Below are 14,169 nucleotides of genomic sequence, written 5' to 3'. Positions count from 1 at the left end.
AAATCAGGGTGAGCGCGGAGCGAGCGCCGTACAGCGCGAGCAAAGCGCGAGGGCGAGAGCAGCTTCACCGCGAAGCCCTCGAAATCAGGGTGAGCGCGGAGCGAGCGCCGTACAGCGCGAGCAAAGCGCGAGGGCGAGAGCAGCTTCACCGCGAAGCCCTCGAAAAGAAGTGCGAGTGGTGTAGCCGTCCTGACGACCGTTGCGCTCCGGACGGGCTCGAGGCGGGGAAACGGTAAAAACCCGCCGCCACCACTCGGCTGGCCCATATGATGCTCTCGTCGCATCCCTCTAGGCAACTAAACGGGCAGCTTCTACACTCTTTACATGGACGGGCGAGCAGTCGGAACCCAAACCCCGTGCGGCCTGCATCATAGTAAAGCGGCCCCGTAAAGCGGCCCACCATCCGGCCCCGAACTTCATAAGCATCCAATAAGTCCCGCTATAGCACTAGATACGCAGGATTTCCCGCAGTGATATACAACGAAGCAGCTAGTTGGCCGCATCTCATTCAACAGCGGCCTGAAAAGGCGAATTGACACAAGCTAAAAAACTGGTAGCTCCCGGGCTTTCGGAAGCAGAGGCGATCCAACGGGCCCAGCGGGGAGATGCGGAGGCTTTTGAAGGCTTGTATGGCCTGCACAAGCGTCGTGTCTACTCACTCTGCCTGCGCATGACCGGGAACACGGCCGAGGCGGAGGACTTGACGCAGGAGGCTTTCTTGCAGCTGTATCGCAAGATCGCGACCTTCCGCGGCGAGTCGGCATTCTCGACCTGGCTGCATCGCCTGGCCGTGAACGTGGTGCTGATGCACCTGCGCAAGAAGGGACTTCCGGAAGTCTCGCTGGAAGAGACGCTGGAGCCGCAGCAGGAAGACGGTCCGAGGAAAGACATCGGCGCGCTCGATAACGTGCTCGCCGGGTCGATCGACCGCGTGAACCTGGAGCGGGCCATCGAAAGCCTGCCGCCGGGATATCGCATCATCTTCGTGCTGCACGATATCGAGGGTTACGAGCACAACGAGATCGCCGAGATGATGGGATGCTCCATCGGCAACAGCAAGTCGCAGCTGCACAAGGCCCGCATGAAGCTTCGCGACCTGCTCAAGTTGAGCCAGGCAGAACAGAAAGCGGCACGGCGATAAGGTGAGCCCGCCGCGGCGGGCGAGGGCAAAGCAGCTCTGCTGCGGCGCCCTCGAAGAGACGTTAACAAAAGGTAACAAACCGAGAAGAACCGCGCAGTGGTCCCGGTGAATACTTGAAGATGGAATAAACGGGGGAGTACAAAGCAAATGAACTGTGCAGAGTTTCAGAAGTCACTGCCGGAGATCGTCGATGGTGCCGGCAACGCCGAGCAGCACGCACACGGACAAACCTGTCCGGTGTGCTCTGACTTGGTGCAAGACCTGAAGTACATCGCCGAGCAGGCCAAGCTGCTGGTGCCGATGCATGATCCCAGTCCGCGGGTTTGGCTGGGCATCCAAGGCTCGCTCGAGCGCGAAGGGATGGTGCGGCCTTCCGCCGGGCGATTTCAGCCCCAGGTAATGGCTGGGGGAGGCGCTCGCTGGGGCACATACGCGCGTTGGGGCGCGGTCGCCGCCATCGCGCTCATCGCCATCGGGCTCATCGCCTATAACAACCGCGGCACCGAATCACCGGCAAACTCGACGACAGCCACGAATGCCAACGCACCGGCTTCCGGCGATGCCGCCGACGCGAACGACGCGAAGCTGGTCGCCGCGGTCGCGCAGGATACTCCCGAGCGTGCCGAAGTCTACAAACGGAGCATGCAAGACGTGAACGCGTACATCGCAGACGCGCAGAAGAGCGTGGATCAGGATCCGAGCGACGACGCAGCGCACGAGCACCTGCTCTCGGCTTACGACCAGAAGGCGATGTTGTACGCGATGGCCACATCGGGGCCCATGGAGTAGGGACAACCGAGTGAAGACCGGACGCATGGGAAACGCAAGCGGCAGCAGGATAGCGAATCGCGCCGCACCCGAGACGGGCAAGAGAGGATGTATGGGAAAGACAGCACGGCACACCGCGGCTCTGATCTTGCTGCTGACCGTCGTTCTGCTGACTAGCGCGGCGCTGGCAGCGGACAATCGCAAAGAATCCAAGTACAACGTGGGCCAGGGCGCCATCGTGACCATCGCGAACGCCAATGGCCCCATCACGGTGAAGAGTGGTGGCGGGCGGCAGGTGCTGATCGTGACCACCACGCACTCCGACAAGGTCGAGGTGGACGCCGCACAATCCGGCAACCGCATCGAGTCGCGCGCGCACTCGACGCAGCGCATCTCCGGCGACGAAGGCCGCGTGGATTACGAAGTCACCGTGCCCGCCGATGTTGACGTCACCATCCGCGGAGGCTCGGGCGCCATCCACGTGGAGCGGCTGCGCTCCGACATCCAGCTCGAATCTGACTCGGGCAACGTGGACGTCCGTGATGCGGGCAACGGCCACGTGCATGTCCGCACCGTGACTGGTCCTGTGACCCTGACGAACATCAGCAACGGGCACATCGAGATCACCACCGTGAGCGGTGACATCGCGCTGAAGTCCGTCACCGGACCGCACCTGAACGTCAACGCCGGCAAGGGCAACACTTCTTACGACGGCGATTTTGGCAGCGGGGGCGATTACGTCATCACCAGTAATTCCGGCAACATCGACGTCCGGGTGCCGGCGAACGCTTCCATCGCGCTCAAGGCGCGCTCCATCAATGGCAGCGTGGAGAATGATCTGCCGCTGCAAGCCAGCGCCATGCACATGAACCTCGGAGGCTCTCCCGCCGATTCGAAGCGCACCCTGATGGGCACCTCCAACTCGGGCAGCTCGTCGGTGGAGCTCCGTTCCTTCAGTGGTAAAATCCGCGTCAAGAAACAGTGAGCAACGGTGGCGGTGACGGGCCGCTACCAGATCCGTATTCGAAGTTTGCATCGAAGTCCGAATGCAATGACGCCGAGCCGCGCCATTTTTCTGACTGGATTCATGGGCGCCGGCAAGACGAGTGTCGGCGCGGCACTGGCTCGCCGTCGTGGATGCGCGTTCCATGACCTGGACGCGTTCGTGGTCGAGCGCGCCGGCAAGCCGGTCGCGCAGATCTTTGCCACGGCGGGCGAAGCCGAGTTTCGACGGCTGGAGTCGGAAGCGCTCCACGAGGTGCTGGCGCGCATCGATGCCGGCGATGGTGACGCGGTGGTCGCGCTCGGCGGAGGCACGCTGACCGCGGCCGAGAATGTCCGGGCGCTGCGCGCTGCGGATGGCGTGCTGGTCGCACTGGATGCTCCGGTGGAGCTGCTGTTCGAGCGCACGCGCGCCGCTCGCGGCACACGGCCGCTGGCAGCAGATGAAGCGACGTTTCGCCGGCTCTATGAATCGCGGCAGCCCCTCTATCGGGCTGCCAACATCGATGTGCGTGTGGATGCAGGGTCAGGCGACGTGGATGCGGTCGCCGAGCGGGTGGAGAGAGCGATCGCGGAATCGATCGGCGAGCGGATTTAAGCGGTGCTTTGATGAACGGTGATTCGAAGAGCTTGGATTCGATAAGCGGAGGCGATAAGTGCTGAAGATTTCCCGGGTGAGCCTGGTGGTTCTCGCAACATCATTATTGCAGGCAGTGCTGTTGCCGGCATTGCTGGCCGCGGCGCCGCCGAAAGAGGCAGGCAAAATCGTGGATGCCGGCACTTTCAGCATCTTGGTGGATGGCAAGCGCGTGGGCGTCGAGACCTTCAAGATCCAAGACCTGGGCGCCACCAACGCCACGAGCTCGCAGATCAAGATCACCGGAGGCAGCAATAAAGCCGAGCAGTCCTCGGTGCTGACGATGAATTCCGCCGGCGAATTGGTGCGCTATGTCTGGAAGGAGCTCAGCCCCGGCAAAGCGGAGACCACGGTGGAAGTGACCGAGAAGGCCGTGATGCAGCACATCACGATGGCGAACGTGAAGAAGCCGGTGGACATCCCATACATGACTTCCGCTTCCACCATGGTGCTCGACGACAACGTGTTTGCGCACCGGCAACTGCTGGTGTGGCGCTTCCTGCGCTCGAGCTGTGGCCAGAAGGACGGCAAGCAGAGCTGCACGCCCGGCAAGCTGGGCGTGCTGGTGCCGGCACAGCACGTGGTGGCCGTGGTCAGCGTGGATTTTGCGGGCAGCGAGAAGCTGCAATACAAGGGCGCGGAGCGTGACGTCGCGCACTTGAAGCTCACGTCCGACGACCTGGAGTGGAACATCTGGGTAGACCCGGCAGATTCCTACAAGATCCTGCGCATCACCATCCCGGCGAACAAGACGGAAGTACTCCGCGACTAGGCCTCTGGCGACTGACGTTTCGCGACTTCAGGACTTCGTGACTTCGGATAGCGAGGAGCGTCCTTGGCTTCGGACCAGCGTTCCAACATCCTGTTCGCTTACGGAGTGGCGCTTTTTCTGCTCTTCCTGTACTTCGCCCGCGACGTCGTCCTGCTCATCTATATCTCCGCGCTGGCCGCGGTCGTCATTTTCCCCGGGGTCGAGCTGGTACAAAAGCTGCGCGTGGGACGATGGCATCCCAGCCGCGGCCTCGCCATCCTGCTCGTCATTGTTGGCGTGCTCTTACTGCTGACCGTGTTCTTCGTGTTTGCGCTGCCACCCATCTTCCAGGACCTGCGCACGCTGGCAGCGGAAGGTCCGGCGCGGACGGCGGAGCTCTCGGAACGGCTGCAGCGCATCCCTTACGCCGATCGACTCGACGTCACCGCGCTCCAGGGCTATGCCACCGCCGCTGTGGGCGGCATGCTGGGATTGTTCAAGGGCGTGGCCGGGGGCGTGCTCGCGTTCTTCAGTTGGCTGGTGATGACGGCCTACTTCATCATCGATGGCGAGCACGTGTTCGACTGGACGATGTCGCTGTTCCCCGCCCGCCAGCGCACACGGCTGGAGCCCACGCTGCGGCGCGCGCAGCGCCGGGTGCGCCGGTGGCTGATCGGACAGGCCGCGCTCATGCTTATCCTCGGAGTCGCGGCTTTCATCGTCTTTGGCGCGCTGCGCTTGAAGTATTTCTACGCGCTGGCGGTGCTGGCCGGCCTGGCGAACATCATCCCCATCGTCGGTCCCATCGTGACCGTGGTGGTCGCGGCGCTGGTCGCCGCGACCGATAGTTGGACGAAGGTCGCCGGCGTCCTGGTGTTCTATCTGATCTACCAGCAGGTGGAGAACGCTTTCCTCACGCCCCGGATCATGAAGTCCACCGTGGATCTGCCGCCGGTGGCGGTGATCATCGCGCTGGCGCTGGGCGGCGCCGTGGCGGGCGTGGCCGGCGCGCTGATCGCCGTCCCCACCGCGGCCTTGGTGGCGGTGCTGATCGATGAGTACGTGGTGAAAGAGAACGAGCCAGCGGCTGTTTGAACCAACCGCAGCCTGAACGAACGGCCGCCTGAACTACTTCCCTGCCGCGGCCGGCTGCGACTCCGGCACCTTCACGTTGCGCAGGTATTCTGCCGCCGCTTCCGGCAACACCACGTTGATGAACATGCCGGAGCCAAGCTCGAAGCCGGCCACCTTGGTGAGCCGCGGGATGATGCTGATGTACCAGTGGTAGTACTTCACGCCCGCGTTCTCCGCCGGCGCGGTGCGGATGGCGTAGTTGTAGTCGGGATTCTCCAGGCCGTAGTAGAGCTTGGCCAGCAGGGTCTTCGTCACCCGCGCCAGGTCGACGCGCTCTTCTTCCGAGATGTCGCCAAAGCTCGCCATGTGCCGCTTGGGATAGATGTGGGTGACGAACGGGGTGGGCGAGGCGAACTGCTCCATGGCGACGAAGTGCGGGCTGTCGATGACGATGCGCGTGCCTTCGGCCAGTTCTTCGTGGTTCACCTCACAGAAGATGCACTCGCCGTATTCGTCGTAGTGGCGCAGCGCCTGCTCGAAGCGCTCGCGCACCTGGTGCGAGATGACGGGGATGCCGATGAGCTGGGAGTGCGGATGCTCCAGGCTGGCACCGGCGGTGCCGCCGTGGTTCTTAAAGATGATGACCTGCTGGATGCGCGAATCGTGGCTGATATCGTCGTAACGCATTTTGTACGCGCGCAGGATGTTGGCCACGTGCGCTTCGGGGAGCAGCGCGGTGGTGGTATTGTGCAGGCGGCCTTCGACGATGACGTCGTGGATGCCAACTCCATTCATCGTCCGCTTGGAACGCTCGATCTTGCGGGTGGGCAGACCTTCGCGCGCGAGCGCGGAGAACTTGTTGGGGACGACACGGATCTGCCACTTGCCGTCGGAATCGATGTGCATGATCTCGGGCGGCGCCTGCGCTTCGTTGCCGGCGCAGAACGGGCAGTTCTCGGAATATTCCGGCAGCGGTTTCACGTCGCGCTTCACGCTCAATTGTTCGGGGCGCTTGGCGCGCTCGGTGGCGATGATGACCCACTCTTTGGTGACACGGTTCTGACGTAGCTCGGGCATGGAAGCCTCTTTGTGCCGGCAATAGGGCCAGAAAAAACGCCGTACGGCTGGCGGACGTGCTGCGGAGCATACCAAAAGGGCCGGGGCCAGCGGGCGAAAAATACCTACCGCGGCAGGATGATAAAATCCTGCTCATCTCCGTCTTCACCCCGGGAACAAGCATGCTGACTCGCAAGACGCCTGTTGGGATCCTCGGTGCCACCGGCATCGTGGGGCAGCGCTTCATCCAGTTGCTTGATATGCATCCGTGGTTCGAGGTCGCGTGGCTGGCGGCCTCGGAGCGCTCCGCCGGACTGCCCTACGCCCAGGCCGCGAACTGGCGGCTGAAGACACCCATCCCGGAGCGCGTGGCGCGGATGACGGTCTCGCCGGCCGATCCCGCGGGCGCCCCGAAAGTGATCTTCGCCGCGCTCGATGCCAAGATCGCGCAGGAGCTGGAGCCGAAGTTCGCGGCGGCCGGGCACGCGGTGATCTCGAACTCCAGCGCCTTCCGCATGCAGTCCGACGTGCCGCTGATCATCCCTGAGGTGAACCCCACGCACCTGAGTCTGATCGACAAGCAGGAGTGGCGGAAGAAGTCGGGCGGCTTCCTGGTGACCAACTCGAACTGCTCGGCGATGGGACTGGTGCTCGCGCTCGCCCCGCTGGAACAGCGGTTCGGGATAGAAAAAGTGTTCGTCGTGACTATGCAGGCGGTGAGCGGCGCGGGCTATCCGGGCGTGGCCTCGCTCGACATCCTCGGCAACGTGATCCCCTACATCGCCAACGAAGAAGAGAAGCTCGAGCTGGAGCCGCGCAAGATGCTGGGCAGCGTGAACGGGGCGGGGGCGGTGCTGGCGGAGATGATCGTGAGCGCGCAGTGCAACCGCGTGGCGGTCGAAGACGGCCACATGGAATCGGTCTCCCTCAAGCTGAAGAAGCCGGCGACCAAGGAAGAGATCATCGAAGCCTGGACGACGTTCCGCGGCCTGGCGCAGGAGAAGCGCCTGCCGAGCGCGCCCGAGCAACCGATTTTCTATGACCCCGCGCCTGACCGTCCGCAGCCGCGGCTCGACGTGGAGCGCGGCGCCGGCATGTGCACCAGCGTGGGCAGGCTGCGGGCGTGTCCGCTGCTCGACTGGAAGTTCACGCTGCTCTCGCACAACACCGTCCGCGGCGCGGCGGGCGCGGCCGTGCTGAACGCAGAACTTCTTCAGACGCAAGGCTATCTCGGTTGAGCGTAGTGCTTAAATTCGGCGGGACGTCCGTGGAGGACGCCGCCGCCATCACGCGCGCGGCACAGATCGTGGAATCGCGTCTCGCCGAAAGACCCATCGTCGTGGTGAGCGCGATGGCGAAGGTCACCGACCACTTAGTGGCATGCGCCAACGCCGCGGGCAACGGCGACCGCGATGCCGCGCTCGGCATCGTGCGCCAGTTGCGCGAGCGCCATTACACCGCCGCCGGCGAGCTGCTCGGCACCGGCGTCTTCACCCAGTTCCACAGCGAGCTCGAGGCGGAGTTTGACGCGCTCGACGAGCTGCTGCGCGGCGTTGCCGCCGTGGGCGAGCTGACGCCGCGGACCACCGACAACGTGCTCTCCTTCGGCGAGCGCATTGCCAGCGAGCTGGTGACGGCGGCCTTCTCGGTGCGCGGGATGAACGCGTCGCTGGTGGACGCGCGCGAGTGCATCGTCACCGACGACCGCCACACCCGCGCCACGCCGCTGTTCGAGGAGATCAACGACGCTCTCACTGACATCGTGCAGCCGCTGCTCGAGCACGGCCGCGTGCCGGTGCTGGGCGGCTTCATCGGGGCCACCAAAGACGGCGTGCCAACGACCATCGGGCGCGGCGGCTCGGATTTTTCTGCTGCCATCGTGGGCGCCGGACTCAACGCCACGCGTATCGAGATCTGGACCGACGTGGATGGGATGAAGACGACCGATCCCAACCTCTGTCCCGATGCGCACCGCATCAAGGTCATCAGCTTTGAAGAGGCCGCCGAGCTGGCCTACTTCGGCGCGAGAGTGCTGCACCCGGCAACGCTGCTGCCGGCGGTGCGGAAGAATATCCCGGTACTGATCCTGAACTCGCGCAATCCAAAGAATGAAGGCACGCGCATCGCCGCACACGCGCCGGAGTGCAAGAACGTCTTCAAAGCCATTGCCGCGAAGAAGCGCATCACCATCGTCGATGTGGTCGCAACCAGGATGTTGGGCGCCCACGGATTCCTCAAGGCCATCTTCGACGTCTTCGACCGCCACCGCTGCGCCGTGGACGTGGTCTCGACCTCGGAGGTCAGCGTGTCGCTCACGGTGGATTCGAACGAGGCCATCCCGGCCATCGCCGCCGAGCTGGGAAAACTGGCGGACGTGAAGTATGAAGGCCGCAAGGCCATCGTGTGCCTGGTGGGCGAGAACATCCGCGGCACGCGTGGACTGGCGGCGAAGGTCTTCGGCGCCATCCCGGACGTGAACGTGCGCATGATCTCGCAGGGCGCGAGCGAGATCAACCTCACCTTCGTGATCGAGGAAGACGATGTGCCGGCGACCGTCCAGCGGCTGCATAAGATGTTTTTCGCCGAAGTGGACCCCAACGTTTTCGAGTAGGCTAAACCAGTCATGCGTCTAGTCATCCTAGGCCGCGGCAAGACCGGAGCGCACGTCGCTGAAGTGGCGAAGGAGCGTGGGCACGACGTCCGCGTGCTGGGCAGCGCGGAGAATCCCGGCGGGTCGGCGCTCACGCCGCAAGCGCTGGCTGAGGTGGACGCGGTCATCGACTTCACCACCCCGCAGGCCGTGATCCCGAACATCATCGGCGCGATGCAGGCGAAGAAGCCGATCGTGGTCGGCACCACCGGCTGGTACGACAAGCTTCCCATGGTCCACGACCTGGTGCGGGAGAGCGCTGGCAGCCTGCTCTACGCCCCGAATTTTTCCGTGGGCGTGAACGTGTTCCTGGAGGCCGCGCGCGCTGCCGCGGCGGCGCTGAAGCACGGCTATGCCGGGCACATCGTGGAACGGCACCACGCGCAGAAGAAGGATTCACCTTCCGGCACCGCCGCGCGCTTGCAGCAGATCATCCGCGACGCCAGCGGCACGGAACTCGAGATCACCAGCATCCGCGAAGGCGATGTGATCGGCACGCACGTGATGCTGTTCGATTCGCCCAACGACACCATCATGTTCACCCACGACGCCAAGTCGCGGCGCGGTTTTGCCGAGGGCGCCGTGATGGCCGCCGAATGGCTGGCCGGCAAGCAGGGGTTGTTCGAGTTCAAAGACGCGCTGGCGTCTGCAAGTAGACCCACCAGCACCTCGTCTGCAAGCAAACCCCAGTAGACTACTGCCATGAACCTTCGCGGCTGCGGTACCGCTCTCGTCACGCCTTTCAAGCAGGATGGCTCGCTCGACGAGCGAGCTCTGCGCGAACTCGTCAAATGGCAGGTCGAGTGTGGCATCGATTTTCTTGTCCCGTGCGGCACCACCGGCGAGACGCCCACACTTTCCTCTGACGAATGGCGACGCGTGATCGAGCTCACCATCGAGACGGCCGGCGGTGCGGTACCGATCGTCGCGGGCGCGACCTCGAACTCCACGCGCGAAGCGGTGGAGCGAGCGAAGACGGTGGCGAAGATCAAAGGGGTGGACGCCATCCTGACCGCGTCACCGTACTACAACAAGCCGACGCAGGAAGGCCAGTACCAGCACTTCAAGGCCATCGCGGAAGCGGTGGACAAGCCGCTGGTGCTGTACAACGTCCCCGGGAGGACGGCGGCGAACATCGAGCCGGCAACGCTGGCGCGGCTGGCGAAGATCAAGAACATCGCGGCGGTGAAAGAAGCCAGCGGCAACATCTCGCAGATCGCGGAGGTGTTCAACGCCGTGCCCGAGGATTTCCTGGTCTTCTCTGGCGACGACGCCATCACGCTGCCGGTGGTCGCGCTCGGCGGCATCGGCGTGATCTCGGTGGCGTCGAACGAGATCCCCGCAGAGATGGGCGCGCTCACCCGCGCGGCGCTCAGCGGCAAGTGGGAGACCGCGCGCAAGCTGCAGCGCAAATACCTGCCGCTGATGCAGGCGAACTTCATCGAATCGAATCCGATGCCGGTGAAGGCCGTGCTGGCGATGATGGGACGCATCGAAGAGGTCTACCGCCTGCCGCTGGTCCCGATGAAGAAAGATACACGCGCACGGCTGGAGCAGATCGCCGCGGAAGCCGGCCTGATCAAGACGAAGCAGGGGTTGAATTAGCTGGCGCTAGCCCGCGACCGCGAGGCCTGGGGAGCGGGTCTGGCGAGAGGCTCGCGCCGAGACGACGCGCGCGTAGAGACGCTCGTAACCATCCGCCGTCGCTCTCGTCGGTGACCGGTAGCAGCGGATATCCGACGTACAAGCACTTCATCGCGGCATCGAGCGCAGAGCTCACCGCTTACGCTCCGGCCCGGCGACGCTCGCTTCGTTATTCGCGGAACTCATGTTCGCAGAACTCATGTTCTCTGAACTCATGCCCACGGAACTCAGGTGCGCCGAGAATGCCGCTGCCAGTTCGCCGCCGGTGATGCCCCACTGCCACGCCTCGTAGTTCAGCACGCCGGGATGCGGCGGAGCGGTGTAGTCGTATTCCGCGAGCGGCCGGAAGCGCTCGGTCGCGGCGAGGAAATGTTGCAGCACCTCACGCTGCGAGCCGTACTCGCTGAACATCCGCAACTTCTTGTCCCATTCGGCGGCCACGGGCTCGATCACGATCTCGCTGCCATTCACTTCGCGGAACTGCTGGTTCACCACCACGCCGTCCACCGAGCGGTGATAGAGCGGGAACTCCCAGACGGGCAGCGCGTGGCGGCGGCCGGCGATGCAGGCGAGCAGGCTGCAGGCATCGTGGTCGGGATGTCCGCCCTCGAAGGCGGTGGCGAGCAAGGCTTCCGGACGCGCGTTTTCGATCGCGGCATCGAGCCAGCGCTGCGCGTGCTCGAGGTTGTGGAACAATTCCTGGTCGGTGACGCCTTCACAGGAGAGCGAGCGCTCGATGCCGATGAGGGCGAGCGCGCTCTCGGATTCGCGACGGCGGAAGTCGGCGTAGGCCCGGCGCGTTCCGTGCCGGGCCCAGAAGTAACGCGATTGCGGCGCACCGTCCGTGAGGAACGCCACGATGGGCTGGCGCATGCGCTGCATGAGCGTGCCGCAGCCCACCGCTTCATCGTCGGGATGTGGAGCGAGGACGAGCGTACGTCCGAGCAGCGGCGCCAGTGGAGAGGAGGTATCCGGCATCGAGTCTTTGGATGCAGTCTACGTGGGGCATGCGGCTTTTGTCGCGCCGGAAAGGCGTCGCGCCGGAAAGGCGTGGGCGGGCGGAAACTCCCGGCCTGTATACTGCGGCGGCGATGCCCGAAGCGCACATGCAAACGCTGCGCCAGCAGATCGAGCGCTGGTTTTCCGAGGCGACGCCCGCGGGCGATGCCCTCGGCGAAGCGCGCGGCGCGTTCAGCGAATTCCGCGATGCGCTTACCGCCGGCCAGGTGCGCGCCGCCGAGCCCGACGGCGGTGGCGGTTGGCGTGTGAACGCGTGGGTGAAGCAGGGCATCCTGCTCGGCTTCCGCCTGGGAGAACTGGTCGAGATGGGTGATCCCAAAGTGCTGAGTTTCGTGGATAAAGACACCTTCCCGGCTCGCCATTTCCGCGTCAGCGACGGCGTGCGCGTGGTTGCGGGCGGTTCTGCCGTTCGCATGGGAGCGTACGTGGCGAAATCAGTGATCTGCGCGCCGCCGATGTACATCAACGTGGGCGCCTACGTGGACGAAGGCACATTGGTCGATTCGCACGCGCTCATTGGGAGCTGCGCGCAAATCGGCAAGCGCGTACACGTGAGCGCCGCGGCGCAGATCGGCGGCGTGCTCGAACCCATCAACGCCTCGCCCGTCATCATCGAAGACGACGCGCTGGTCGGCGGCAACTGCGGTGTCTATGAAGGCACGCAGGTGAAGCGGCGCGCGGTGCTGGGCGCCGGTGTCATCCTCACGCGCTCCACGCCGCTGTTCGATACTGTCCGTGGCGAGATCTATCGCGCGACTGAGGCGCAGCCGCTCATCGTTCCCGAGGGCGCGGTGGTTGTCCCCGGAGCGCGCGCCGTGACCAAGGGAAAAGGCAAAGACTGGGGGATCTCGCTCTACACTCCGGTGATCGTGAAGTACCGCGACGAGAAGACCGACCGCGGCGTTGAACTCGAGGACATCCTGCGCTGATGCCCGACGAAACCCTTCCCACGCCACCACCGCCGGGCCGGAACAAAGCCCTCTTACCTACGCTAGCCCTTTTCTTTATCGCCGCCGTGTTAGTCGCGGTCAACGATTACCGTCCCGAGACGGTGCCGCATCTCGTGCTGCTCGGCTCGCGCTGGGCCGCCATCGCCGGACTCATGGCCTACGGCTGCCTGCGCAGGTCGCTGACCGCGTGGATCCTGATTGCGATGGTGGTGGGAGCGGCGATCGGGCACGACTTCCCCGACGCCGCGGTGAACCTGCGCGTGCTCAGCCTTATCTTTCTCCGGCTGATCAAGACCATCATCGCGCCGCTGATCTTCGCCACGCTGGTGGTGGGCATCGCCGGACACTCCAACCTGAAACAGGTGGGGCGCATGGGCATCAAGGCGCTGCTCTACTTCGAGGTGGTCACCACGGTGGCGCTGTTCATCGGACTGGCGGCCATCAACATCAGCAAAGCGGGCGTGGGTGTGAATCCGCCACCGCAGATGCACGAGGCGCTGCCGCCGGTCGCCAAACAATCGGCGACGGACATCGTGCTGCACGCCTTCCCCGAGAACATCGCGAAGGCCGTGGCCGATGGCCAGGTGCTGCAAGTGGTGGTGTTCAGCATCGTGTTCGCCATCGCGCTCGCGCTCATCAGCGAGCAGAAGCGCAAGCCGATGCTGGCGTTCTGCGAAAGCCTTTCGGAGACGATGTTCAAGTTCACCAACATCGTGATGCTGTTCGCGCCCATCGGCGTGGGCGCGGCCATCGCCTACAGCGTGGGACACATGGGGCTGGGCATCCTGGTGAACCTGTTCAAGCTGCTGGCCACGCTCTACGTGGCGCTCATCGTGTTCTTGCTCGGCGTGCTGTTGCCCATCGCGCTGGTGGCGCGGGTGCCGCTGCGCAGATTCCTGCGCGCCATCGCGGAGCCGGTCTCGATCGCCTTCGCCACCACCAGCTCGGAAGCCGCGCTGCCGCGCGCGATGGAGGCGATGGAAGCCATCGGCGTCCCGCGGCAGATGGTTGCCTTCGTGATGCCCACCGGGTACAGCTTCAACCTCGATGGCAGCACGCTGTACCTGGCGCTGGCGACCGTTTTCGTGGCGCAGGCAGCGAACATCCATCTGACGCTCGGGCAGCAACTGGTCATCGTCTTCACGCTGATGTTGACCTCGAAGGGCGTGGCCGGAGTGCCGCGCGCTACCTTGGTCATCCTGCTGGGGACGGCGGCGTCTTTCAACCTGCCAGAGTGGCCCATCTTCATCATTCTCGGCATCGACGAATTGATGGACATGGCGCGCACCTCGGTGAACGTGATCGGCAACTGTCTGGCGACGGTGGTGATCGCGCGCTGGGAGGGCGAGTTCGGCAAGGAGAAGCCCTCGGCAGTGGTCGCAGAAGCGGCGCAGTAGCCGGATTTTCAGGTCAAGGGCGGCGGCCGAGGGCGTCCGCGCCACACCAGCTGCGTGTTAGCATCATCACTCGCAACCC

The 14,169-nt window shown here is 64.4% G+C and carries 14 protein-coding genes; 12 read left to right on the top strand and 2 right to left on the bottom strand.

Translation table 11 applies throughout. The features are described from left to right. Positions 1-532 precede the first annotated feature (532 nt). From M3P27_12845 to M3P27_12820, 6 genes are all read left to right on the top strand, one after another. Complete coding sequence (locus tag M3P27_12845) at positions 533-1,141, top strand: sigma-70 family RNA polymerase sigma factor (GenBank protein ID MDP9269196.1); 609 nt, start codon at positions 533-535, stop codon at positions 1,139-1,141. A gap of 147 nt (positions 1,142-1,288) precedes the next feature. Then, positions 1,289-1,930, top strand: a complete 642-nt coding sequence (locus tag M3P27_12840; GenBank protein MDP9269195.1) for a hypothetical protein — start codon at positions 1,289-1,291, stop codon at positions 1,928-1,930. 91 nt (positions 1,931-2,021) lie between these two features. Further along, positions 2,022-2,894, top strand: a complete 873-nt coding sequence (locus tag M3P27_12835) for a DUF4097 domain-containing protein (protein ID MDP9269194.1) — start codon at positions 2,022-2,024, stop codon at positions 2,892-2,894. A gap of 66 nt (positions 2,895-2,960) precedes the next feature. Then, complete coding sequence (locus tag M3P27_12830; GenBank protein ID MDP9269193.1) at positions 2,961-3,509, top strand: shikimate kinase; 549 nt, start codon at positions 2,961-2,963, stop codon at positions 3,507-3,509. A gap of 58 nt (positions 3,510-3,567) precedes the next feature. Then, a complete protein-coding gene (locus tag M3P27_12825) occupies positions 3,568-4,320 on the top strand; it encodes a hypothetical protein (GenBank protein MDP9269192.1) in 753 nt (250 codons plus the stop codon). A gap of 63 nt (positions 4,321-4,383) precedes the next feature. Continuing rightward, positions 4,384-5,394, top strand: coding sequence for an AI-2E family transporter (locus tag M3P27_12820; protein MDP9269191.1), 1,011 nt, complete (start codon positions 4,384-4,386; stop codon positions 5,392-5,394). A gap of 33 nt (positions 5,395-5,427) precedes the next feature. Here the strand turns inward: M3P27_12820 and galT are convergent, their stop codons facing one another. Continuing rightward, positions 5,428-6,450 carry a galactose-1-phosphate uridylyltransferase gene (gene galT, locus M3P27_12815; GenBank protein MDP9269190.1) on the bottom strand — a complete coding sequence of 341 codons (1,023 nt, stop codon included), beginning with the start codon at positions 6,448-6,450 and terminating at the stop codon, positions 5,428-5,430. 161 nt (positions 6,451-6,611) lie between these two features. Here galT and asd point away from each other — a divergent pair, with 161 nt between their 5' ends. From asd to dapA, 4 genes are read left to right on the top strand one after another with little or no spacing between them, the layout of a single operon-like run. After that, the gene (gene asd / locus M3P27_12810) at positions 6,612-7,667 is read left to right on the top strand and encodes an aspartate-semialdehyde dehydrogenase (protein ID MDP9269189.1); all 1,056 of its coding nucleotides are present in this window, start codon (positions 6,612-6,614) and stop codon (positions 7,665-7,667) included. Positions 7,668-7,672: 5 nt separating this feature from the next. After that, positions 7,673-9,040, top strand: coding sequence for a lysine-sensitive aspartokinase 3 (lysC, locus tag M3P27_12805; GenBank protein ID MDP9269188.1), 1,368 nt, complete (start codon positions 7,673-7,675; stop codon positions 9,038-9,040). Between the two features lie 12 nt (positions 9,041-9,052). After that, positions 9,053-9,772 carry a 4-hydroxy-tetrahydrodipicolinate reductase gene (gene dapB / locus M3P27_12800; protein MDP9269187.1) on the top strand — a complete coding sequence of 240 codons (720 nt, stop codon included), beginning with the start codon at positions 9,053-9,055 and terminating at the stop codon, positions 9,770-9,772. A gap of 9 nt (positions 9,773-9,781) precedes the next feature. Further along, positions 9,782-10,684, top strand: coding sequence for a 4-hydroxy-tetrahydrodipicolinate synthase (gene dapA, locus M3P27_12795; GenBank protein ID MDP9269186.1), 903 nt, complete (start codon positions 9,782-9,784; stop codon positions 10,682-10,684). 171 nt (positions 10,685-10,855) lie between these two features. On the opposite strand, the gene M3P27_12790 is transcribed toward dapA, so the two are convergent. Next, positions 10,856-11,701: a PIG-L family deacetylase gene (locus M3P27_12790; protein ID MDP9269185.1), complete on the bottom strand. Its 846-nt coding sequence runs from the start codon at positions 11,699-11,701 to the stop codon at positions 10,856-10,858. 113 nt (positions 11,702-11,814) lie between these two features. On the opposite strand from M3P27_12790, the gene M3P27_12785 reads away from it, so the two are divergent. Both M3P27_12785 and M3P27_12780 read left to right on the top strand, forming a co-directional pair. Next, positions 11,815-12,672: a 2,3,4,5-tetrahydropyridine-2,6-dicarboxylate N-succinyltransferase gene (locus M3P27_12785; GenBank protein ID MDP9269184.1), complete on the top strand. Its 858-nt coding sequence runs from the start codon at positions 11,815-11,817 to the stop codon at positions 12,670-12,672. A gap of 173 nt (positions 12,673-12,845) precedes the next feature. After that, the gene (locus M3P27_12780) at positions 12,846-14,090 is read left to right on the top strand and encodes a cation:dicarboxylase symporter family transporter (GenBank protein ID MDP9269183.1); all 1,245 of its coding nucleotides are present in this window, start codon (positions 12,846-12,848) and stop codon (positions 14,088-14,090) included. Positions 14,091-14,169: the final 79 nt, after the last annotated feature.

Source organism: Acidobacteriota bacterium (genome assembly GCA_030774055.1).
Lineage (GTDB): Bacteria > Acidobacteriota > Terriglobia > Terriglobales > Acidobacteriaceae > JACPNR01.
Note: the sequence above shows the minus strand (reverse complement) of the source record. Positions and strands in the feature narration are given on the sequence as shown.